The organism is Acinetobacter sp. MYb191 (assembly GCF_037572605.1).
GTDB lineage: Bacteria > Pseudomonadota > Gammaproteobacteria > Pseudomonadales > Moraxellaceae > Acinetobacter > Acinetobacter johnsonii.
This window is the reverse complement of the sequence record NZ_JBBGZP010000021.1, coordinates 155,930-179,638: the sequence shown is the minus strand read 5'-3', so window position 1 is coordinate 179,638 and position 23,709 is coordinate 155,930. Positions and strand designations below refer to the sequence as shown.

Here is a 23,709-nt window from a genome sequence, read left to right as displayed (position 1 = left end):
CATGTGGCGAACTATATTCCACCTGATGCACATCATGTAAATCTTAATTTTAAAGACATTGTAACGGGCTCTACCGATCTTAACTTTGGTGCGGATGAACAAAATCTCGCATCACTAGAAGCCACGATTGATACCACGTTTTGGGCTTTGTTTCAGGCACAGCGTTTAGATTTCAATGCACTTGAAGTAGAAATTGAGGTTTTATTTCAAGCTGAGTTTCATGCCGTATCAGGGCAAACTGCGCAGCTTGAAGCCACCATCAATACAGGTTTTATCCCTGAGCTGAACGTGGTGGGGATTAATGCGTATTGTGCACTTGATGCAGTGATCAATACGTCATTCAATCCCGCCTTTGAGGCCTTGTTTGATATCAACCATCAGCTCGGCGTTGAACTGAGATTCAGTACTGTCTTTGAGCGTGCAATCACACAGCTCGGATCTACAGAAATACCATGGGCGAAACCAGTACTCAGGGTGTCAAATGACACCTTTTTTTACGACCGTGGATTGGTGGTGAACCATGGCAATGACATGGGATTTCATCGTGGACGAACTTTATCTGAATCCATCCATGCGGCGCTTGACCAGGGCGCGAAGCTCAGTCGAAACCAAAGTGTGCGCTGGCAAGAAAATCTGAAGATCCAGATTGCACGTGATTTGTATTTTGATGAATCGATCAAGCTTCGATTGAACCGTGAACTGACTCATCAGGAGATGATCCGTAAACGCCGCAACATCTCATTTTCACATGAGGTCGCGCATGTCTTTGAAAAGCGCTTTAGCTTTGATTGGGACAAAGGCTTAGAGCTGGTCACACAGGATGAGATCCCTTGGGATAAAGCCAAAGCCATTCATTATCGCAAGCATCCGATTGAACCATGGCCAGAGCCTGAAATTCCTCAATATGAAGGTACGGGCGATCTTGAGTTTGTATGCCTGTGTCATGAGCCGGATGTGCACAATGTTGTTCTCAACTTCGGTGCAGACGATTGCATACCTGGCATACCAAATCGTAATTGGTGGTACATATTGAATAGTTTATCTGTGACACGCCTCGACAATGGCGTAGCGATTGAAGTTTATGATGGGAATTACAGTACCGATCGCAGCTGCTGGTGTTGGTCTTATAGTTTGACCGTACCTGCATCTGAGATTGGCAAACTCGAACCGATCAATGGCCAACCTGTGATTTTAAAAATTACAGTGAATGGTACCGAGCATCAAATGTTGCTTGAGAACCGCCGACGTTCTCGCAGGTTTGCCCAAGACACCTACACCTTGATTGGTCGCAGTCAAACCGCACTCCTTGCTGCACCGACTGCGCCTTTACGTTCATTCTTACAAGAAAATGATCGAACCTCTGTCCAGTTATGTCAGGCAGAGCTGGATCGCGTGTTTAGCGATACAGAACTCAATTGGCAGTTGATCGATGCGCTGGGCTGGATCGTTGAGCGTGAATGTTTGAGCTACTCCAACTTAGCACCGATGGATGCCATCAAGATGGTGGTTGAAAGTGGCGGTGGGTTTATCTATAGCGAAAAGGGCAGCAATACCCTCACCATTAAACCGCTTTATAAAAAGACCTTTTGGGATGTGTTGTCGATCGCTGAATATGATCGCTTGTTGCCTGAGTCTGCGGTGGTGAGTCAGTCCACGGATTATCAAATCTATCCTGATTACAACGGCATCACGCTGACCAATGATCGTAAAGCATTAGTCTCTCAAGTAAAACGTACTGGAACCAGTGCGGACACCTTACTTCAGCCTGAAAACAATCCATTGTTTAACCATGTCAGCATGGGGGCATATGGTAAAGCCAAACTTGCCAAAGCTGGGATGGTCGAAACCCATACCTACAGCATGCCGATTTCACCTGAAGTGGGTGAATGTGTACCAGGAGAGGTGTTGGCATTTAATGCTGAATGGTGGGGCATTGTAGATAGTGTCAGCGTTTCGTTCAGCCATGCGCTGGTCAATCAAACCGTGAAAGTGGAGCGTGTGAATCGTGAGTAATGCATTACAGCGTTTAATTGATTTACTTCCTACAGCTGCAGAGTTTGTAGGAACGATTACCAGTGTGGATCACCCCAACTATAAAGTGTTGGTAGTAGGTGGGTCAGGTTTAAACCTGGTCACCAGCTAAACATTTTACAACTTAGGAGCAACCTTATTTGTATCTGGTGGTGATATTACACGACTCGCACCATTGGGTGAAGTGATTCAAATCGAAGTTTAAGTTTAGAAAAGTATATAGCACCGAAAGGTGCTTTTTTATTGCCAAAAATTAGGGGGCGAAATGTCTGAAACAACAGCGGTGGTAGCTGAAACTTCAGCGGCAATTGCGGGAAAGGTAACAACATATACAGGCACGGGGGTAACGCTTCTGTCTTGGGCAGCAACATGGGATTGGGGTTTTTTAATTGGTGTGGGTATTGGTTTAGCTGGCTTGCTTATCAGCTTAATGAACTTCCTTTCCAATCGGCAATTCCAAAAACGCAAAGACAAACGCGAACAAGAAATTCACGAACTTGAAAAGCGCAAACGAAATGGGGAATGCGATGTCAAAAACTAAATATCTGGCGTATGGACTGGCAGCTTCGGCTGCTTTTTTTACGTCTTTAGAAATACACGAAGGCTATTCGGCAAAGCCTTATAAAGATACTGGTGGCGTTGTGACTCAGGGTATTGGGTCAACAGTAAAACCGAATGGCCAAGTGATCAAAATGACCGATCCACACATCACACGTAAAACAGCACAAGAGTGGGCGAAAGTTCATGTGGCCAAAGATGAAATTCCATTTCGAAAGTCTCTCCAGGGCGTGAAGTTATCTCAAGTCGAGTATGACGTCTATCTCGATTTCACCTATAACTTTGGCCAAGCCAATTGGAATCAGTCCTCCATGCTTCGCAATTTGAAAGCAGGGAAGTATAAGCAAGCTTGTGATTCATTACTGAAGTGGAAGTACGTGGCCAACCGTGATTGTTCTATTCGTTCCAACAATTGCTATGGGGTTTGGACACGACAGGTTGAGCGCCACTCGAAATGCATGGGGGCACAGTAGATGAGTGAATTTAAAAAAGTGAGCAATGTGCTTCTTGAGTCTAACGGTATTTATTTTATTGAATGCCCAGGATGTAAAACCTTGCATCCATTCCATATTGATCCAAAACACAAAGTTCGTTGGGATTTCAATGGTGATTTAGATAAACCAACATTTAGCCCAAGCTTAATGGTGAATCAAGGACACCCTAGTCAATGCCATTCATTTGTCACGGATGGAAAAATTCAGTTCTTATCTGACTGCCATCATGGATTAGCTGGGCAAACAGTTGACCTGCCAGACGTGGAGGAATTCTGATGCCTTTACTTTTATGGATTTGGAATAACAAGCGCTGGACATTAATCATTTTGCTTTTGATTTATGCAATGTTTCAAACATGGCAATCCAACTCACTTGCAGGTGATTTGAACAAGGCAAAAGCTGATTGCAAATCCAAGGTACAGCAGGAAGTCGATAAGGCAGTTAAGCCTTATCAAGATGCAATCACAAATGCCAAAGAACAGAAGGTGATTACTGAAAAGGCTTGGTCAGATAAATATATTGAGGTAGAACAAAATGCGATTAAAAAAATACAAGATGCGAATGCTGCCGCTCGTAGTGCTGACTTGGCTGCTAGTGGGTTGTCAAAGCAACTCAGTGAAGCAAACAAACGTCTGTCCACAGCTCCCCGCCAAACCATCATTGAGTACACCATTACCAACAGTGAATTACTCGAAGCATGCACAGCAGAATATCGAAGTATGGCAGAAAAAGCAGATGGCCACGCAATTGATGTCGGGCGATTGAGTGAGGTGTGGCCTGAGTGAATTATGCGCTGTGCATCCTGCTATCAGGCTGCACAGCCCATTCAATTTCAACAATGGTACATGTCACTGTATGTGTTCAGTGTGTGAATTGAGGGATATACTGATGCTCAATCTAGTAGGTTGTAGAGTTGCAATTTACTGCGTAACCATAATTATAGCAGTTGGTATTTGTGGTCTTTGGGGCCATATTTCTTAAACTCTCATTAAGATCATTTAAAGCTTGGCGATTATTTTCTTGTTGGATTCGATAGCTTTCAATTTGATAACTATCGGCTGGTGTAACTGTTTGACCTGTTGAAACACCATTATGTAAACAGTAAAGAGTATCTGGGTCGCTATAAGAATATGAGTATTGTTTGCACTGGGAAGGAATATAATAAATCTTCCCATTGTGAGGGGCTGTTTGATACCCAACTGTGGAACACCCTGTTAAAAGAAGCAATAGCGTAAAGATGTGAGATTTTCTCATTTATACCCCCTTAAAAGTATATTTTTCAAATTATTTTTAGTAAATTTGATTGGAATTAAATTGTATTATATTTTAAAAAAAGAAAAATAAATTTATTTTAATTCATGAGTTTAATTCTTTAAAATAAACTTTACGTCAACCTTTCAGGATTCACGAATCCGCGCCTTTATGTAGCTGCGATTTCTAAAGTCGATAAAAAGCCCTCAAGTGAGGGCTTTATTTCCTATAAGAGAGTTATTGGCAAATTATCCAGAACGTCTTAATATTGCTAAGAAACTACTCAGACTCTCTAAACTTTTTAACAGCATTAATTAATATTGTTGAGGTTTCTTTACGTTCAAAGATCTTTCGATCATCAAGTAATGTCTCAATATCTGTATCATAATGTGAAGAAAGTGAAGCTTTGATGAAATTTAAAATATCTACAAGAATTGGGTGTAGCACGTCATCACCTTTTAGTAGAATTTTTTCAAGGGTTTCACTTGCTGCTTTCATTCTGTGATCGATTTCTGATCTGCTAGAACAGAGTAAGTCCAAATCTTTCTTCTTACAATGCATTAGTTTTAATAGCATCATTATATGCCATCTAGCGCGCCTTACTTTCTTGCCTTCTTCATTATTTTGCACGAATCGCTCAACCTTGTACCAACAAAGCCCACTTACATAATAAATATTTAAGTAAGAAAGATCTGTATCCGTACGAAATAATATACCTCTAGTTGAGCGCTCAACCTTTCCATATTGTCCTGAAACTTCATGGGGTAAATTACAAAATAAAGCTGAAGTGCACTTAATTTGAGTAGGGATGTTGATAATTTTAGTCTTAGCTATACCTTCATCGCGATATTGCTCGGTTCGACGTTCATAGTATAAGGGGAAGTTATTGTTATGTATTTTGGTTGTATAATATTCTTCAATCGCTTTTTGAATCGTGGATAAAGCCATTAATTGTGCAGGAGTTAGCGAAGTCTGGCTATTTGTACCTTTAATGATTGAATTTTTAGTATCCTCATCTTCCGTTGCAATAAACCGAGCTGGTATGAAAATGTCTTGTTTATCATCTAATGAATCAAAAAATTCAAAAATAACATTACTAGTTTGGCAACCATTTACAATTTGATAATTAACTAGCGTCAGCTCTTCAGAATTAAGTCTAGTTTCATCACAAATTATTGTAATCCCATTATTTAGCAATCCAAAAAGATGATAATTATCGCCCAATAATTGATCTTTGATGCCTTGATTGACTTCTATTTTTTCACCTGAGCCCAAATAGAATCTAATATTGTCATCAAAGACCCCCTTTTTGAGTACACGCTTCGTGCCTACTTGATCTGAAATCATTCGAATCAATTGATCAATTCTCAATAGCCCAAAATAAGCATTCTCAATCTTATTCTCGGGATGCTTGGGATAGGAGATAGGTGTTTTAGACATATTAATCACAATTTCTCGTTGAGAAGTTGTCTTTTTCTGTAATGCCATTATTTGCTTGACACCCAGAAATTCTATTCGTAATTCTTCGTCATCAAAAATATTTAATCCAGTTATATTAGATCTTGCTAGATCAATATCTGCATTTAAATGAATATCAGCTTTTAAGTTTGGCTCGGTTGAGGATAGTGATGCATAAATTAGATGGAGTTTTGGAAATTTCTTAAATTTCGGGGTCTTAGTATAAATATATTTTACAATGTCCCATAAGCTAGAAAGCTCTGGAATTAAACACTTATTTCGTCCTAAATCAAAAAATTTGATCACCGCATTAAGGAAGTCATTAATATCCTGGCGGTCAAAATGCTCTGAAGTTTTTGCTTGAGTGAAATAAAAATCAACCTCAAACTTTTTTAAATCAGCGGTAACTAACTCAAAATCTTCAATACTTGTTATGTGTTTATCCGCAACAAATATTGCTACGCCATCAATACCAATAGCTCTTCCTGTTTCCATCTCCTCATATGAAGCATTAACATCATTAGTGTAAGTTTCTAGTACTAACGAGTTCAAAAACATTTCAAAAACTAAATGTTCATCTATAGCAACAGTACTAGGTATTTCATTTAAAGCAATGAAGTTTTGAACATATGAGCTGATAATTGGATGGTTGATTGTTGTTTGATTAGGCATATTGATTAATCTTGTTGGTATTAGGTAGCAGCAATATCATACAGAAATATTTACAAAAGTTTAGCTATAAAAAATGAATAAATATTAAAACTTCCTAATTTTGTGGAGTGGATAAAAATAATAACGAGTTAAAAGTGAAAAAATAAGCTATTTTTTGGAATGAATATATAATTCCTAATGTCATAGAAGATTTAAAACCTCCATTTACACAAATTTCTTAAATAAAAGATTTCAATTCCTAGTATTTGTTTTTATAAAATATCATTACCCACAGTCAACATACCTTCCCAACAAAAATAATCCCGCGTCAAACTTCCTCGACTCAACGACCAGCCACGATTCGGCAATTTACATGGCTCGATTGCAAGGCAATTATCGGCAATTTTTTGAAAAATACACAGTTTTTCTCCCAAAAATCTGGGTAAGGGATGCATGTTTTAAGACAAACACTATCTCAAATTCATATTTAATGATATATAATAAATAATTAACTGAATTGTAATGATTTTTGATTTCTTAGAATGGCTAAAAAAATAATTTATCAAAATAAATATCGCCCCACCTATCGAGGGAAAGTAAAAGTAGAAGATGCTCTAAAACATCAAGAGTTCATTGATAACATGAAGAAAGATGCCTCCTTTTATCTTTTGGATCATATCGAGAGCTGTGTGATTCCTAATAGTTTGCTTCACAAAATAATTCAAAAGCTAAAAATGAAAAGGAATGATGCATTTACTTTGCAAGAGCGCGCATATCTTATCCGTCAAAATCTCCACGCATTACACGATTTTATCGAAGGTAAAATTACTTTTAGTCAGTACAAAAAAGAAGCTATCAAAGATAAATTAATATACTTGGAGCAACTAGCTCAAGAAAGTTTGCGATTAGAGAAAGTAAAAGAGATAGAGCAAATTGCAATTGTGAAAGAACAAGCCAGATTGGCTAAAGAAAGAAAGCTAAGAGAGCAATCCGACCGAGAAAGGAAGGAGCAATTAGCTAACAATCCTCAGTTTATTGCGCTTCAAAAAGAAAAAGTTCTACTTAATAAATATGAAATTTATAACCAATCAATTGCGCATAAACTGCGAAGCAATTTACTTCGTGTATTAAACTTTTTAGAGGCTCAAAAGAGATTAGATGATCATGATGCTATTTGGTTAAGTACCGATGGTCGTGATTTCTTCACAGATACAGTTAAATTACAATTTCATCGAATTGAAGCCGACTTTTATCTTAATCAATTTAAAGTCACTAAATCAGAGTGGAGTGCTATTAATGCATCCAGTCACTTAAGAAAATGTAAAGCTAGCCAAGAAGCTGAAAAATTTTTAGAAAATTCACAAATTGCTTCAAACAAAAACTTCAAACTTTTATCCGCTTATTACACAACTTTGGGTGGTGTGAAAAGGGATCTCAAAAAATCTGATGTGGCAATAGATCTGGGCTTAAAAGCACATACTCACAGTTCTCAAGATTATAGGCCTTGTACATTATTAGGCGCTTTATACATGGAGCGTCATGAGTATAATTTAGGTCATGATTGGTATGTTAAAGCGCGTGAGCGTGGTGCTCCTGAAAATACAATTAATTCTGATCTCAGAAGCATCCTTATGAAATTAAGTAAAAATCAACGTAATCAAATGATCTTAAGCTTATTAAAAAAAGACTCATACTTATATGATTGTCTAAAGGATCTTAATCATTAACTTAAATTTTAAATAAGAAATTCTGTTTATGTTTAATTAACTGTTCCCAGCACTGGAATCATTCTAGGTCCAGCCTGTCTAGCTTTACCAATGATCTCCACCAACTCATCATAAGTCAGTTCAAACTTATCCTCACTGTCAAAGACGTAGACCATATTCTTGTCTTTGAACTCTTCAGGAGTCGGTGGGACAAAGCGTTTCGGGATTAAAATCTGTGCCAATTGTTCATTTGAAAGTTTATAAATATGCATCGTCTTATCTCACTCTAAAGAGTTCATTCCATTCGGTTAAATAGTTCGGGGACTTTCGTTCTTGATTCATTTGCCAGTGCTCATCTTTGCGCCCGCATAAGCCCAATGACAGTGTGTTCCTGCCATACTTGTGGGTGATGTGATCTAAGGCGTCTGAGAGCTTGGCTCGCTTAATCTGTAGCGAATAATCGGTAAATAGGTCAGGGGAGAATTTTGCTTTCGGGATAATCTCCATCAGGATGATGCCTGCCTTTTTATACTTAAAGCCGGGTTTGAATACCTCATCAATTGCCTGCATCGCTATGCGGGTAATCTCTAAAACATCATCGGAGTGCTCGGGCAGCTGCATAATCACGTAAGGTGTGTATTTTGCACATTTATCAAAGCGACCTGTCTGAATGAATACTCCAATCATCTTGCATAGGGACATATCATCACGAAGTCTTGAGACAGCTCTCTGCACGTATAAGCGCACTGAAGATTTGATGTTTTCAATGTCGTAAATGGGTTGGCCATAAGATTGGCTGCTGATGATTTGCTTTTTAGCAGGTGAATCGCTCTCTATATCGATGCATGAGATCCCATTCAATTCGCGTACGGTCTTTTCCATGACAATGCTGAACTGCTTTTTAATTTCTGCCGGGTGCGCTTGAACCAAATCCAAAACGGTACGGATATTCATTGCATGGAGCTTTTTACTGTTCTGTCGTCCAACACCCCAAACCTCACCAACATCGATTTGTGCAAGCATGGCTTCGGTAGAACATGGGTCCATATCGACCAGATTGCATACCCCATTAAAAAACTTATTCTTCTTGGCTAGGTGATTGGCAATTTTTGCTTCTGTTTTTGAGCGGCCAATACCTACGCAGCAGGGTAAAGTAAGCCACTGCCAAGCAGTTTTGCGAATGTCTTGGGCATAGTCGGTTAAATCAAATAAGTGCTCGTAGCTGGTGAGATCTAAAAAGCATTCATCAACTTAATAAATCTCTTGCTCTCCTGGTGCAACATACATACCCAGTAAAGTCATAAAACGACGTGACATGGCTCCATATAGGGCAAAGTTGCTTGAGAACACCTGAACATCATGCTTCTTGATGATGTCTTGAATCTGGAATACCGGTACACCCATTTTAATACCAATGTCTTTCGCTTCTTGGGAGCGCGCTACGGCACAACCATCATTACTCGAGAGAACAATGACAGGACGATTATTGAGGGACGGATTAAAAATACGCTCACAACTGACGTAGCAGTTATTCACGTCCACTAACGCGAATATACGATTTTCAGCTTTCATTTTTTATACTTCTTATTTGCTGGTCGAGCGTCTATAAAATTGCTTGAGGTTGAAGGTCACAACCCCTTGGATAGAAATAGACTGGCTGTCTTTGGGAATAATGTGCTCGTAAGCTGGGTTTTCAGCTCTTAGCCAAATTGGGGGGAGTTCATAGTCTTCATCCCCAAACATTTCTTTGATTTCTTGTTTTGACATCTTAGCGGTCATCATTAACCGCTTTAACGTTATTTCACGCTCATCGATGAGAGCTAAAACGATATCTCTATGTTGAGCAGTAATGCTCTTATCGACCAGAAAAGGGTCATCAATTTCAAAGCCAGCGTAAAGCATAGACTCACTATCAACCCGTCCCATGAACGTGGAGATTGGATTGAAGATGAGGAAGTCATTTAAGTCGATCGACTTATCGATATGGTCTTTGGTACCAAAAGCAGGACCTGCAGAAAACCGTTCCAATGCAGAAGGAATTTCGAGGCGGGTTTTAATTGAAATTTCTTTAAGATCAAACTTAGAACCTAGTTCATGCTCTTTTTGTATTTTTTCAAAGACAGCATTGACTGTAGGACTGGGAGCACCATCTGGGCCCATAAGTGCTTGAAGGAATGACCAGACGTCATCCGAGAAATAGATCGGTAGTTTCTTTGACATGTTTGACTCCTACGCTACGAGGCGTGTTTGGAACTGAACTCTTTTTTTAGGATAGTCTGCGCTGAATTAAATTTCAAATTTAAAAGCTGTGGATAATCAATGCACCTTCAAATTAAATTAGGTTGAGCACCATTTTCGGATAAGCGGGATTTAGGGAAGGTGATGTACTCATCTTGCATTTCAAAGAAGAACTCATGCGCCTCTTTAAAGCTGCAATTCAACCATTCTTCGCGGTATTCATCAGGGATTACGATGATCGAGCGCTTCTCATCATCAGGCTTATGAAATTGCTTCATGAAGGGATGTTTATCGGCATTGATGGTCAGCATACTCATCGATCGGATTTGCTCTCCAGCGATGACAGCATTCTCGTATATAGCCGCCACAGTAAAGGGCATGCCATCCTCACGTGCAATGCCATACCAATGCGACTTCCCGTCAATGTATTTTGGTTCAAAGATGGTTTCGACAGGGATCAAGCCAAACTGAGACTTATGCCAAGCCTCTCTAAAACTAGGTTTCTCGGCGACGGTTTCAGTTCGGGCATTGTATGTGTATTTACCGAAATTCTTTTCCTTTGCCCATTTGGGAATCATCCCAAAATTAACCGATCGCCATTCGATCTTGCCGTCATTGGAAAAGATCAAAGGTGAGGGGAAGTTCGGGAATATGTCCTCAGGAAACTCCAACTGATCAGGTTCAGGGAGATCTAGTAGAAATGCACGATTCTTTCTGATCGCTTCGAAGTTTGCACACATAAATAAAACCTCTGATAAAATTTTATATTAGATAATATCTACACCGTAAATTTTTCTGTTGAGACTAAATCGAATATTACTTGTAGATCAGCATTATCTGATTCAAAAACAGCAATATTTATTCCCTTTGGATCTTTAATGCTCTTGTACTTAATACCTTTCACCTTAGGGCTAAATCTATATCTAAAGAATTCAGAAACAACTTGGGTAGGAATATAATCAATATGCTCCATGCCATCTTTTTCAACTGGTGTTGAAATATCCTTAACAAAGCTATGAATAAATAAAAGTTTTTGTCTAAGCTTATATTTTCGTGTTTCAAATTTACTTGGAATTTTGGAAAGTTTACTAAAATCAATAACAGAAATATCTTCCTTAAGCTTAAACGTGGCTAGTGTCCAGCATCTTTGATCAGAAATGGTCTCTGCTTTCGCAGTATCAGATGTAGAGGCAATATAAAAGTATGGAATACCAGCGGGATTCATCCTACCAGAAGATGCATTTCTTTTTGGGGCGACACCAACTTCACTAAATTCAGTGAACTCATCTTCTTCACCATGGCTTCGTATTCTATAAAATTCGCTATCTTTTGGGATTTTTTTTATTAGTTTAAGCCCTTTACATTCATTTGCTAGAGCATCAAGCATAAATCTAACTGGAATGATCTGCCGATCTTCAAGCTCGTCAGTTGGCTCACTTAAGAATAAATATCTGGTTTTATATAAGATCTGTTTTTTAAAAGTATCCCAACTGTATAGTAATGCATCATGCTCTGAAATCTGAAGCCAATTAGAATTGACATGTTCAACCAAATGCCAAAAAGGATCTGCACTACTTGCTAGATCACAGGTAAACTCATCAGGCCAACCGGGATCAAAATCAGATAAAACATCTTCAATTAATGTGGACCCAAGCAGCCATTCACCTTCTGTATAAGGAAGATTAATGTCTTGAGCATCACCATAATATTTTAAAACAGCGTCATATACATGCTGCATAATAATATCGTAAGGTGCGGCTTTATTTGTTCTATATTTCCGATCGCAATAAGAGCAATGTACTGATATTACATTTTGTCTAACGATTTTCGCTAGAAAAATATCTTTGACACATTTTTCACATATTGTTTTCTCAAGAAAGGTTAATTGTGGCCCCTCATTTTGTTGGATAGCAAGATCACTAAACCGCCCCATACACCCCCCCTAAAATTGAAATAGTTATTGCTTATAAATAAACTATTTTAGAGCAATAGAAGTGGATAAAAAACAATAAAAGTCGTGGTTATATAAAACTTTTAATTGCGTGGCTCAACAATATAGTTAGGATTAATTTATAAATTATTATTTTATCTCCATTGCTTTGGTGAGAGTGTGAGCTGGTTGGCTGAGTGTTAGGCCTAATACTTTCATAATTCATATGCTCCAACTATCTACAATATTAGCCCAATCTTGCATCATTTTTGCACGATCTTTAAGCCATTTTGCATGATCATATGTGGCTTTAACTTTGTCGCCTTTAACATGGGCGAGCTGCAATTCAATCCAATTAGAATTATAGTTTGCCTCGTTAAGATCGGTGGATGCAGTAGCTCTGAAATCATGCATGGTAATATGATTTAACCCCATATTTCTAAATGATTGATTCATGGTATTTGCTGCAATCATGGTGTTAGGTTTTACTCCAGGAAAGATATAAGGACTATCGGGATAAGCAGCAAATTGGGCTTTCAAGATTGCAATGACTTGATCGGATAATGGAACGATATGAATACGGTTTTTTTTCATATTGCGTTTTCCTGCCATTAATTCTGATTTAGATGCAATTGGTATGGTCCAAGTACGTGCTTCAAAGTCTATATATTCCTTTAGCGCTCTCCTAACTTCTATTGATCGGAGCATTGTGTAGATAAGGGTTTTTAAGGCGTTCTTTGTGCTAATAGCACCAGGATAATTATCAATTTTTGACATGATAATTTTGCGGTCTTTTGAATTGATAGGCTGGGCGTTTTCAGCTTCTGGGGACTGAATATAGCCGCGCAGTGCATACGTTGGGTCATTTACCAATTTGTCTGAAATAATGGCATACTGCATGACTTCAGCTATATGTTGCCGAACTAAAATTGCTTTCTTTTCACCAGTTCCTTTTCCAGAGCGCAATACACGTGCGTGAGCATTGTCCATAATATTTTTAATATCAACTGAAGTTACATCCTTAATTGGTTTGTTACCAATTAGTGGAAATATATCGACTTCATATGAAAGCTCACGAACGTAAAGCCAAGTGTCAGACTTCATAGCCTTTTTATAGTTGCAGTATTCTTTGGCGAGTGAACTAAACGTTTCTTCTTGAGACTGTAGCGCCTCAAGTCGTTCGTTTTTTTTGAATGCAACTGGATCGATATTTTTAGCAAGCTGTTCTCTTATTTAAATTGCCTTAGATCTAGCATAAGACAAGCTTATTTCAGGATATTGTCCAATTGTGAGCATTTGAGGTTTGTTGAGGTAGCGATAACGGAAGCGCCAATACTTCTTTCCTGTCGGACGTACTTCAATACACAAGCCGGAATGATCAGCGATACGATATAACTTTTCCTTGGCTTTTAGTTGTTTGATTTTTAAATCGTTTAACATGATGTGAGTAACAACCATTATGGTTTAAAAAAGGTTACTCACGATATTACTCACAAATAAAAGCAATGTCATGTCATGCAAGGTTATGTATAGTAAGTATATCAATTTAATAAAATCATATAGATACAAAGAAAAGTAATTAAAGGTTAGTCAAGGTTTCTTCAATGTTTGATATGGATGCCATAGACCATCCAATGATGAGGGAGTTTCATGAGCCGGGTGATGTGAAGCGCTCAGTGATCGTGATTCCACATGAACGCTTAGAGGAGTGGCTCAGCTGGAAATCACCGAATATTCAATCCTTTGTACAAGGCTTTCCTGTTGAAGAGTTTGAATGTTCACATGTGCCGAAAATAAAAGTCGAAAAAGAGAGTCCCCAACTCAACTTTTTCGACTTTTAAACGGTTTAGCGAGCTAAATTTTTAAAAACGTGTTTTAAGCTTTCCATCATTTTTTCAATTTGCAAAGGTGTTAAGCCTTCAAATGATTGCTCAAGTACAACACTAGTGAGATCATTAATCTTATTGGTCATTTCAACACCTTTTTCGGTGAGAAGAACACGGGTGATACGTGCATCATCTTCACAAGAATAAGTTTCAACCAATCCTTCATCTTTTAAACGATAAACAATTTTGGTGGTTGTCGACATTTTAGAGACCACCATGTCAGATAAATCAGAAACACTGGCATGTGGCTTTGAGTCTAGAGCCAGTAAAATACGACGGCGTGAGTTATCTAAACCATACTTTTTTAAAGCATGATCGACATTGAGTACATACTGTGCATGTACTTGCGTTACCCAGTAAAATGGAAAACTTTCTAAAGAAAAATCTTCAGAACCTGGTAGGAACTTGCTGTACTTTTTGGTCATGTGACGGATTCCCCGTGAATCGTATTTTTATTTTATAGATCATTTGAACACATTTTATGTGAACACTCATACACTTATCAATACAAAATTACTGGATTTGTCATCATAAAGGAAATCTGTTAATGGATAGCCTTCACCAGTAATCAAGAAAAGTTAAGCGTGGCTGTTTAGAAGAGACAGGGTGTAGCCGTCTTTATCTTGATGGAAGCTCACAATGCTTTGTGCAAATTGTACAACTTCATCTTCGACTTCAGCATTCTGGTGAGAATCTAAAGAGAGTTTAGCCATGGGAACACCGTCCTGTAGAACGATAGGCAAGTGCATGTCAAACTTTTGGTTATTATGCGAAACCACAACTTTAACTTGATGCTGATCAAATGAGGAGTCTAAATGCAGATATGCGCCTTCATAGCTAGTATTGGCAAGCATTTTTGACGTCTTATTGAAGGTCAATGCTTTTTCATTGTTCATAGCGATGAATCCTGTCTTCGATTACTTTGATCGGATTGTCAATCCGCGCATCCTTGGTTTGGGTAATGGACCACTTTTACAACAATGCTGGTCGTGTTTCATTTTAGTGAAAAAAATGGATTTGTGAACTAGTGTTTTTAACAAAAAGTGTCATTTATTAAAATCATAATTGTAGTGAATTGATATTTTTTAACTATTATTAAAATAAATAATTAAATAAAAACAATTATTTGGATTTTATTTGAGCTGTGTTTTATTAGAAAAACTAAAAAATGACCGCCGCGTCTAATCTTTATAGAATGCGATAATTGGCATTAAGTGACAAAATTTCGAACAGAGATTTCGATATTTTTATGTATTTTTTGCATAATAAGTGGTCGAATATTAAAATTTTGTTAAAAACCATAAAAAAATTATTACAAGCCAAACATCTCAGGCATAATTATTTCATCTTTAGTTGAACAGGTCACAAATATGGATCCGTCGCCGTGCAGGTCTATGCTTTTAAAACAGAAACATAATTCTGGGGTAATAAAATAATGGAATTTTTATTAGATCCGGGAATATGGGTAAGTTTACTTACGCTTATTATATTAGAAATTGTTTTAGGTATTGATAACCTAGTCTTTATTGCCATTTTGGCTGAAAAACTTCCCCCTGAGCAACGCGATAAAGCGCGTGTCATTGGCCTGTCGCTTGCACTTTTAATGCGTTTGGGCTTGCTGTTTATCATCACTTGGTTAGTCACGTTGACTCGACCGCTGATTACTGTCTTAGATTGGACATTCTCTGGGCGAGACCTGATTCTTTTATTTGGTGGCTTATTCTTAGTCTATAAAGCCGTTACCGAATTGCATGAAAAAATTGAAGGTAAGCCAGAAGTTAAGCTGACCACCAATGTGGTTTATGCAGGTTTCACCGCGGTTGTAGCACAGATTGTGATCCTTGATGCGGTGTTCTCGCTAGATTCGGTGATTACAGCGATTGGTATGGTCGACAACATTAATGTGATGATGGTGGCTATGGTCGTTGCCATGGTGGTCATGCTGATGGCGTCGAAACCATTAATGACTTTTGTAAACCGTCATCCGACTGTGGTCATCTTGTGCTTAAGCTTCTTACTGTTGATTGGTATCAGCCTAATTGCGGAAGGTTTCGGCTTCCACATTCCTAAAGGTTATATCTATTCGGGTATTGGTGTTGCCATTGCGATTGAAGCCTTTAACCAATTTGGTGAGCGCAATGCGGCAAAACATGAAGCGAAAATTCCCCTGCGTCATCGTACTGCGGATTCTATTTTAAAACTCATGGGTGGTAAGCTCCAAGCTGAAGACCCTGATCAGCTTCAAGCGCAAGAAACTTTTGCGGATGAAGAGCGTTATATGATTGGTGGTGTACTGACATTGGCTGAACGTTCGGTCGCGTCGATCATGACACCGCGTAGTCAAATTTCGTGGGTCAATCTTGATGATTCACCTGAGAAAATTCGTGAACAGGTACTGTCTGTGCCGCACAGTTTATTTCCTGTGTGCCGCGGTAGCTTGGATAAAGTGATCAGTATTGCGCGCGCCAAAGAATTGCTCGATGTCTTAGATGATGAAGAACAATTGAAAGACCTGATCAAACGTCATCGTCCAATTTACATTTTTGAAAAAATGAAAGTCATTGATGCGATAAATACGCTAAGAACGTCTAAAGGTTCATTGGTCTTGGTGAGCGATGAGTTTGGTAATGTGCAGGGCCTTGTTTCACCGCTTGACGTATTTGAAGCGATTGCTGGTGAATTCCCCGATGCCGATGAGCAACTTGATTTGATGAAGATAGATGATCAGACGTGGAAGGCGACAGGCATGCTGGATTTATATCAGCTTGAACTGGAACTTGGGATGATCGATTTGGTTGAAGAAGATGCAGGCTATATCAGTGTTGCTGGTTTAATCCTAGATAAAACTCACGGTGATGTACACGTTGGAACTCAACTGGACTATCGAGGTGTTCACTTTGAAGTGCTTGAGTTGGATTCAAACCGAATTAAGACAGTCAATATCACCTATCGTACTACTTAATCATTGTAAAAATAGATTGTGAGAAAAAATGCCAGCTTCGTGCTGGCATTTTTTCTGCTTATAAAGTAAGCGCTATGCACTTAAATAAAAAGAAGTTATTCTATGCCCGCAATTGGGCTGTCGTATTTCGTACTAGAAATTACCTGTTTGGTGAAGACAGTTTTTTCTATCCCTGTGGTCATCAAAGCATTGCATTTAGACTATAGCAGTAAAACAAGTGATCAAAATAAGAACGGAAACACTTCATGCAACTTATGGAAAAGGTCGTTGATTTTAAAAAGCTTTCAGTAGAGAAAAAACAAGTTCTATTTGAAGAGCTTGAAAATTTTGATCGACAAATTTTCCCAAATGCAATCCCAGCAGAACTGCATCAATTGTTGTATAACCCTGATGTAGTGGCATTACCAATTATTCGTTTTTATCATCGCGGAAAAATAGTTGGGCAAAATATTATTGCCATCTTGAAGCTTAAGACAGCGCATCAACCCTTATATATTCTTAGCTCGCGTGCAGCTTTTTTACCTGATTACCGAAATCAAAACAGAACACTTTTATCTGCAATTCGAGTGACCTTAGGTTATCGTTTAAAATATCCTACGCGTCAGTTATGGTTTGTTTCGAGTTTGATGCAGCCAAAAGTATATCGGCTGTTTGCTTCACGTTCAAAACGCTTTTATCCGCGTGCAGAAGTGCCAATGCCTGAGGATTATTTACAGGTTCTTGATCTAATGCAAAACCGTCATGTGAATGTGCAACAACGCAGTGATGATGTGTTTGTGCATCCTTGTGTACTGCCACAGACCACGCCTGAACAATTGATACGGCTTCGAAATCGGGCCAGCCGTCATATCAACTTTTATATGCAACATACGCCTGATTATTTTATTGGTATGGGCTTGATGTGTATATGTAAATTAGATTTGTTGACTCTGCTGGAAGCGGCGATGAACGTGTTTTTAGGGCGAGAAGTTGCCTAAGCAGAAACTCTCGCCATACTTTATTTAGGCTGAGTTATGGATAAGCTGTATATCTGCATATTCATAAATGGTTTCAGCTTTCATTTGATGAATGTGATCCATAAACGCTACATTAAAACTTCCTGTGCTTTGGCTTTGGGTATAAGCAAGTTGCCCCGCAATGGCAAAGTGGACATGGGCAGACAGTGCAGCAATGACAGGATTAGTGACTGCGCTATAGGCTGCGATCAATGTACCAAGGGCGCAACCCGTAGCAGTAACTTTAGGTTGTAAATGTGAACCACCATTGACTTGGATCACAGCATCAAGCTGTTTCGAGAGAATGTAGTCAGACTCACCAGAAATAGCAATGACTTCAGCCTGCGCTAAAAGTGTTTTTGCTTGATGGTAAACATCGGCACTGCTTGCCGTACTGTCAACGCCTTTGGTTTCGATCTGGTTCCCTGCAAGTGTGCTGATTTCCGATGCATTGCCACGAATAACGGTGGGTTGAAAAGCTAAAAGCTGATCTACCATTTCAGAGCGCCATTTTAAAAATGGCCCATATCCTACAGGGTCTAATACCCAAGGTATGTTTTGCTGCTGTGCGGTTTGTGCCGAGATTTGCATGGCTTGCATTTGTTCAGAGGTTGGCGTACCTAGGTTAATACTGAGCGCTGCACTAATGAGGGTGAAACTTTCCGCTTCAAAAGGATTATCAATCATGGCAGGAGAGGCCCCCGCAGCCAATAAAACGTTGGCTGCATAGTTGGCAGCCACACTGTTGGTGATACATTGCACCAAAGGTTGTTGCGTTTGCAGGGCAGTCCAAGCTTCAGCAACATATGCCACCAAGACATCGGTTTGGTCTTGAATCGATTGTTTTGTGTTAAGCAAGGACAGGTCTAAAAGCTGGGTCATAGTGGGTGCCCTTATTTGGTGAAATAGTGGTCTTGGTGCTTACATTTGCGACAAAATAAAGTCACATATTGGTCAGCATCATAGTCTACGGTGAGCTCATTTGAACCGCAGTACATACAGCGTTTTTGTGAGTAGAAGCTCAAACGCGGCTCAATTTTTTGCCATGAACGAGAGACGGGCTGGAAGAAAATAGCTTCGTCATAGCCTAAAAAGCGGAAAAATAAGACTTCGCTCATTTTGCTGAATGGTAGGTTATGTGGTCGAGGCAGAGTTGATGTTTCCCATTTTTCAGCCACACTGCGTTCACGGTATTGTTGTAGAGTTTTTTTCAGTAAGTTGGTGTTAATAAAGTTTTCATTTCTGGGTTGTAAGGCTTTACGTTCATATAAATACTCCAATGCAGTTTGGATTAAATAATAAATTTGTCCGACCGCGAGTACATCGAGTAAACGATAACAAAACACTTGGAAACTGTTATTTCCTGCAATTTGAATGCCCCAAGTACGACAGTAAAACTGCATAAATTGGATAATTTCCTGATAGAGCAATTGGTACAAGGCATTTTTGACTTCATCCGCGGTCTTAAAAGGCACACCAAGGCTAAGGTTTTCATAAAACCAATAGCGTAACTGCTGCGTAACACTAAATAGGCTGGGTTCAGAGTAGCCGTCCAAACGCACATTAATATAATACTGATGGGCTTCACTGGCAAAATCTTTGGCAACGAGAATTTGTTCTTTTACCAGTTGTTTGATAAGACTATTTTGAAATAGATAATTGGGGGTGATACTAAAGTATTTGATCTGTTCCCAATCAATAAACTCTTGATGTTGTGTATGTTCTTGTGCGTAGTCATCTAACAGGGACAATAAAAATAATTTATGCATAAAACTGAGTTGACCCAGTTCAAACTCATAAATGTCCTTGGTTTTGGTTTTGGATTTACGCTGTTCTTGCTGACGAGTTTCTTTCAATATTTTTTTGCGCTGTGCTAAGCAACTGTCGCAGTGGCAATTTAGATTTGAATTGCTAAAAACACGATGTTGGCAGTGGCTACATTCATGAAAGTTAATTTCTTTGTCGTATTGTTCAGCATCCACCCAAAACATGGCCGCCTGACAAAGTGGACAAGGCGTGCTTTCATCAAGTTGTTTGTGCAAAATTTGAAGCGACATAAGATGAATTTGAAACTCAGGATTTTATCAAATTATACACGCTAAAATTTCAGAAAGGCGTTGTAAATTGCAGTGTAATTGAACAAGCAGAGGTGCTTTGTAAACACTAGACGGGTGAAGAAACGCAGTGGCGAATATAGGGCGAAAAAAATACGGCATGCACCGTATTTTTTGTAGAAGTAGAATTTAAACGGGGCAAGGTAGAGAGTCATCTTCCATACCTAATTTTTTAGCTTCAATCATGGCTTGAACTTTTTTGCTTGGCAACTTTTTACTCCCCAGTGTGTCGTAGTGATTTAAAATGCTACTGACATCGTGTGCTTGTAAAGGCATTCCTTCACAGCTCATGAACAGGGCAATGACTTTATGATCAATTTTTGCAGCATGCATTGCTTGCAGCATTTTTATATTTTCGACGCGGACGATATGGTCTTTTAAGTACATCTCACACCTCTATTTGTTTTGCTTAAGTTTTATCATGCGCTATGCATATTTAGATACAAGCAAAAACTGTGCACAAAATGTAGCCGATTTGAAAATTAAGTTAGATATTTGAAAAGAGCTGGCTTTATATCTTATCGATGTCTTTAAGTTTCTCAGCGCTAGAATGGTAGAGAGCTAATGGCACTGTTTAAGTGTAAAGGCTGGTGCAAATATTGCTAAACAAGCACGGCACGATAAGGGCGTTGACTGTTTCTTATTCACTTGGTGCAATCATATGAGCGGGATAAGACAAATAGAATTGAAAAGCCTATTCAACGTGCCCATATAAATATCATTCAACATACACAGACAGCATGGCAAACTTGTCGTATGATCAAAACATACACAATATAAAGCTGTAGACCAATAGCATTAGGACATGACATGAATATTGCGGCAAATCCAATTATTGAAGCAGATCAAACCGTCTATTTAAAAGACTATCAAAAACCATCTTTTTTAGTAGACAGCATTCACCTCGATATTCAGGTCTATGATGAGCATAGCAAAGTTGATGCTGTACTGGAGCTGACGCGTCAAACTGACGGTGATTTGGTTTTACTCGGGCGTGATTTAGAGCTGAAAAGCTTAGTGCTGAATGGTCAGCAACTCAGCCAAGAGCAATATGTGCTTGATGCTGAGCAGTTGGTGATTCGTAATGCACCAAATCAGATCAAACTTGAGACATCGGTGATCATTCATCCTGAGTCAAATACACAACTGGAAGGCTTATACCAAGCAGCATCAGATCTGTTTGTTACCCAAAATGAGCCTGAAGGATTCCGTAAAATTACCTTTTACCCAGACCGTCCTGATGTCCTTTCAGTCTTTACCACACGTGTAGAAGCCGATAACAAATATCCAGTCCTCCTTGCCAATGGTAACTTGATTGAAGCGGGCGAAGCAGGCGAAGGTCGTCACTATACCATTTGGCAAGACCCAACCAAAAAACCAGCGTATTTGTTTGCCTGTGTGATTGGTGATTTGGCTGTTTTAAAAGACCGTTATGTGACCTCGGAAGGCCGTGATGTGGCTTTAGAAATTTATGCCGAAGAAAAAGATATTCCGAAATGTCATATTGCAATGGAAGCCTTAAAGCATTCAATGCGTTGGGATGAAGAACACTATGGTCGTCCCTATGACTTAGACAACTATATGATTGTTGCGACCAGTGCTTTCAACATGGGGGCGATGGAAAATAAAGGTCTCAACATTTTTAACACCTCATGTGTTTTGGCGGATGAAGAATACACCACTGATGCCGCGATCATGCGTGTACAGTCGGTAATTGCTCATGAATACTTCCATAACTGGACGGGTAACCGCATTACTTGCCGTGATTGGTTCCAATTGTGTTTAAAAGAAGGCTTAACGGTTTTCCGTGATCAATCTTTCTCAGAAGATTTGCAGTCGGCTGCGGTTCAACGTATTGACGATGTTGCGGTACTCAAAGCGCATCAGTTCCCAGAAGATTCAGGCCCATTGTCTCATCCACCGCGTCCAGACCATTTTGTGGAAATCAATAACTTCTATACTGCAACGGTCTATGAAAAAGGTGCGGAAATTAACCGCATGATGGCGACCTTATTAGGCAAAGAAAAATTCCGTAAAGGAACTGATGAATACTTTGAACGCCATGATGGTCAAGCTGTGACCGTTGAAGACTGGGTAGCCGCTTTAACCGCAGGTTCAGGCGTAGATTTGTCCAACTTCTTAACATGGTATAACCAACCGGGTACACCAAAGTTAGAAGCTGAAGGTCATTATGATGCTGCTGCACAAACTTATAGCTTAAACTTTAAGCAAAGTTTAAAAGCACATCCTAAGTATCCGAATCTAAAAGCTGTTCCAATCCCTGTCGCTTTAGCGCTGTTCGATGCTGCAACAGGTGAGCAATTGGTTTTAAACTCAGACAGCTTATTTGAAAATGCAGTCAAAGACGGTGTGTACCTTTTTGACCAAGACCAAGCCAGCATTGTGTTTGGCGATTTAAGCACGAAACCTGTCGTGTCATTACTGCGTAATTTTTATGCGCCCGTCAACTTAGAATTTAACTATACCGATGAAGAGTTGGCGTTCCTGATTCAATACGAAACCAATGGTTTTAACCAATGGCAAGCAACGCAAACACTGCTTGAGCGTATTTTACTCAATGGTCATGATGCGCATATTTATATTCAAGCCATTAAAAACACGCTGCCAGATCTTGTTGAACAAGATCCACTCTTGGCATCACGTTTATTTGATGTGCCAAGTGAAGGTTATTTGGGTAGTCGTATCGACACTGACTACGAACCAGCCAAGATTCAAGAACAGCGTAATGCTTTAATTGAAAAACTGGCACGAGAGTTAGGTAAGTTTTGTAAAGACACTTATTTGGCTTTAGACCCAGATTTGCAAAAAGAGTTCTCACAAGCCATGGGTGTCCGTGCGCTGAAAAACATCATGCTTAGTATGATGGCGCGTCAAGGCGATGAAAGTGCTTTTGAGCTGGCATATCAGCAATATGAAGCCACAGGTAATATGTCCGAACGTTTAGGCGCACTACGTGTATTAGTTTGGAATGATGCACCGCAAGCAGAAGCTGCTTTACGTGATTTTTATCAACGTTTTAAAGATGAGGATTTGTCACTAGATCAGTGGTTCACACTTCAAGCGGCACATCCTTGTGCTACGACGGAAACTATTCAATACCTTACTTCACATGCCGATTATGATTTGGGCGTGCCGAACCGTATTCGTTCTGTGAGTGGTGGCTTAAATGCAAACCCAGTGAACACATGGAGTTTTGGTGTGGATCATTTCATTGGACTGGCAAAATATTTAGATGAGAAAAACCCAATAGTTGGTTCTCGTTTACTTCAAGTTTTGTCTCGCTGGTATAGCTTGGCAGAGCCACAGCGTAGCGAAGTGAAAGCAAAGCTTGAGGCTTTGAAACCACAAGTGAAATCTAAAAATGTCAGTGAGACTTTGAGTGGTATGTTAAGTATTTAACTGATCTATGCATAA

Annotated in this window: 19 protein-coding genes and 4 pseudogenes; 11 read left to right on the top strand and 12 right to left on the bottom strand. The window is 39.2% G+C overall.

What is annotated here, in order from left to right; all coding sequences use genetic code 11:
* The first annotated feature begins 3 nt into the window (after window positions 1–3).
* The 6 genes and pseudogenes from WH214_RS14515 (at window position 4) to WH214_RS14490 (ending at window position 3,868) form a co-directional block, all read left to right on the top strand.
* Window positions 4–2,013, top strand: coding sequence for a hypothetical protein (locus tag WH214_RS14515; RefSeq protein ID WP_339422661.1), 2,010 nt, complete (start codon window positions 4–6; stop codon window positions 2,011–2,013).
* Window positions 2,006–2,236: pseudogene (locus tag WH214_RS14510) on the top strand (hypothetical protein). The gene WH214_RS14515 and the pseudogene WH214_RS14510 overlap by 8 nt, the downstream one beginning before the upstream one ends.
* A 60-nt stretch (window positions 2,237–2,296) precedes the next feature.
* Window positions 2,297–2,572, top strand: a complete 276-nt coding sequence (locus WH214_RS14505) for a hypothetical protein (RefSeq protein WP_339422663.1) — start codon at window positions 2,297–2,299, stop codon at window positions 2,570–2,572.
* Window positions 2,559–3,062, top strand: a complete 504-nt coding sequence (locus WH214_RS14500) for a lysozyme (protein ID WP_339422664.1) — start codon at window positions 2,559–2,561, stop codon at window positions 3,060–3,062. The genes WH214_RS14505 and WH214_RS14500 overlap by 14 nt, the downstream gene beginning before the upstream one ends.
* A complete protein-coding gene (locus tag WH214_RS14495; protein WP_058869411.1) occupies window positions 3,063–3,359 on the top strand; it encodes a DUF6527 family protein in 297 nt (98 codons plus the stop codon).
* Window positions 3,359–3,868, top strand: coding sequence for a hypothetical protein (locus WH214_RS14490; protein ID WP_339422665.1), 510 nt, complete (start codon window positions 3,359–3,361; stop codon window positions 3,866–3,868). The genes WH214_RS14495 and WH214_RS14490 overlap by 1 nt, the downstream gene beginning before the upstream one ends.
* 745 nt (window positions 3,869–4,613) lie before the next feature.
* Here WH214_RS14490 and WH214_RS14485 read toward each other — a convergent pair.
* Window positions 4,614–6,464, bottom strand: coding sequence for an AIPR family protein (locus tag WH214_RS14485; protein WP_339422666.1), 1,851 nt, complete (start codon window positions 6,462–6,464; stop codon window positions 4,614–4,616).
* Between the two features lie 521 nt (window positions 6,465–6,985).
* Between WH214_RS14485 and WH214_RS14480 the strand changes: the two genes are divergently transcribed.
* A complete protein-coding gene (locus WH214_RS14480) occupies window positions 6,986–8,170 on the top strand; it encodes a hypothetical protein (RefSeq protein ID WP_339422667.1) in 1,185 nt (394 codons plus the stop codon).
* 32 nt (window positions 8,171–8,202) lie between these two features.
* Here the strand turns inward: WH214_RS14480 and WH214_RS14475 are convergent, their stop codons facing one another.
* From WH214_RS14475 to WH214_RS14450, 6 genes and pseudogenes are all read right to left on the bottom strand, one after another.
* Entirely contained in the window at window positions 8,203–8,421 is a 219-nt protein-coding gene (locus WH214_RS14475) for a hypothetical protein (RefSeq protein ID WP_005324296.1), read from the bottom strand.
* 4 nt (window positions 8,422–8,425) lie between these two features.
* Window positions 8,426–9,721 (bottom strand): annotated as a pseudogene (locus WH214_RS14470) (Y-family DNA polymerase).
* 12 nt (window positions 9,722–9,733) lie between these two features.
* Window positions 9,734–10,369 (bottom strand): LexA family protein, encoded by a 636-nt coding sequence (locus WH214_RS14465; RefSeq protein ID WP_339422669.1) that lies wholly within the window; start codon window positions 10,367–10,369, stop codon window positions 9,734–9,736.
* A 107-nt stretch (window positions 10,370–10,476) separates the two neighbouring features.
* Window positions 10,477–11,127 (bottom strand): SOS response-associated peptidase family protein, encoded by a 651-nt coding sequence (locus WH214_RS14460; RefSeq protein ID WP_339422670.1) that lies wholly within the window; start codon window positions 11,125–11,127, stop codon window positions 10,477–10,479.
* 38 nt (window positions 11,128–11,165) lie between these two features.
* Window positions 11,166–12,320, bottom strand: coding sequence for a HEPN-associated N-terminal domain-containing protein (locus WH214_RS14455; protein ID WP_339422671.1), 1,155 nt, complete (start codon window positions 12,318–12,320; stop codon window positions 11,166–11,168).
* 219 nt (window positions 12,321–12,539) lie between these two features.
* Window positions 12,540–13,757: pseudogene (locus tag WH214_RS14450) on the bottom strand (tyrosine-type recombinase/integrase).
* A gap of 158 nt (window positions 13,758–13,915) precedes the next feature.
* Here WH214_RS14450 and WH214_RS14445 point away from each other — a divergent pair.
* A pseudogene (locus WH214_RS14445) lies at window positions 13,916–14,158 on the top strand (DUF159 family protein); the annotation flags it as partial.
* A 5-nt stretch (window positions 14,159–14,163) separates the two neighbouring features.
* Here WH214_RS14445 and WH214_RS14440 read toward each other — a convergent pair.
* Window positions 14,164–14,628, bottom strand: coding sequence for a MarR family winged helix-turn-helix transcriptional regulator (locus tag WH214_RS14440; protein ID WP_004696885.1), 465 nt, complete (start codon window positions 14,626–14,628; stop codon window positions 14,164–14,166).
* 153 nt (window positions 14,629–14,781) lie between these two features.
* Window positions 14,782–15,099, bottom strand: a complete 318-nt coding sequence (locus WH214_RS14435) for a hypothetical protein (protein WP_332477361.1) — start codon at window positions 15,097–15,099, stop codon at window positions 14,782–14,784.
* Window positions 15,100–15,638: 539 nt separating this feature from the next.
* Between WH214_RS14435 and WH214_RS14430 the strand changes: the two genes are divergently transcribed.
* Together WH214_RS14430 and WH214_RS14425 are read left to right on the top strand one after the other, a co-directional pair.
* A complete protein-coding gene (locus tag WH214_RS14430) occupies window positions 15,639–17,165 on the top strand; it encodes a TerC family protein (RefSeq protein ID WP_339422673.1) in 1,527 nt (508 codons plus the stop codon).
* Window positions 17,166–17,410: 245 nt separating this feature from the next.
* The gene (locus WH214_RS14425) at window positions 17,411–18,142 is read left to right on the top strand and encodes a hypothetical protein (protein ID WP_339422674.1); all 732 of its coding nucleotides are present in this window, start codon (window positions 17,411–17,413) and stop codon (window positions 18,140–18,142) included.
* Between the two features lie 24 nt (window positions 18,143–18,166).
* Here WH214_RS14425 and thiM read toward each other — a convergent pair whose 3' ends face one another.
* The 3 genes from thiM to WH214_RS14410 form a co-directional block, all read right to left on the bottom strand.
* On the bottom strand, window positions 18,167–19,042 hold the full coding sequence (gene thiM / locus WH214_RS14420; protein WP_339422675.1) for a hydroxyethylthiazole kinase: 876 nt from the start codon (window positions 19,040–19,042) through the stop codon (window positions 18,167–18,169).
* A gap of 11 nt (window positions 19,043–19,053) precedes the next feature.
* Complete coding sequence (locus tag WH214_RS14415; RefSeq protein ID WP_339422676.1) at window positions 19,054–20,217, bottom strand: hypothetical protein; 1,164 nt, start codon at window positions 20,215–20,217, stop codon at window positions 19,054–19,056.
* 186 nt (window positions 20,218–20,403) lie between these two features.
* Complete coding sequence (locus tag WH214_RS14410) at window positions 20,404–20,661, bottom strand: hypothetical protein (RefSeq protein ID WP_004696895.1); 258 nt, start codon at window positions 20,659–20,661, stop codon at window positions 20,404–20,406.
* A gap of 423 nt (window positions 20,662–21,084) precedes the next feature.
* Here WH214_RS14410 and pepN point away from each other — a divergent pair, with 423 nt between their 5' ends.
* The gene (pepN, locus tag WH214_RS14405; protein WP_339993651.1) at window positions 21,085–23,694 is read left to right on the top strand and encodes an aminopeptidase N; all 2,610 of its coding nucleotides are present in this window, start codon (window positions 21,085–21,087) and stop codon (window positions 23,692–23,694) included.
* Window positions 23,695–23,709 lie beyond the last annotated feature (15 nt).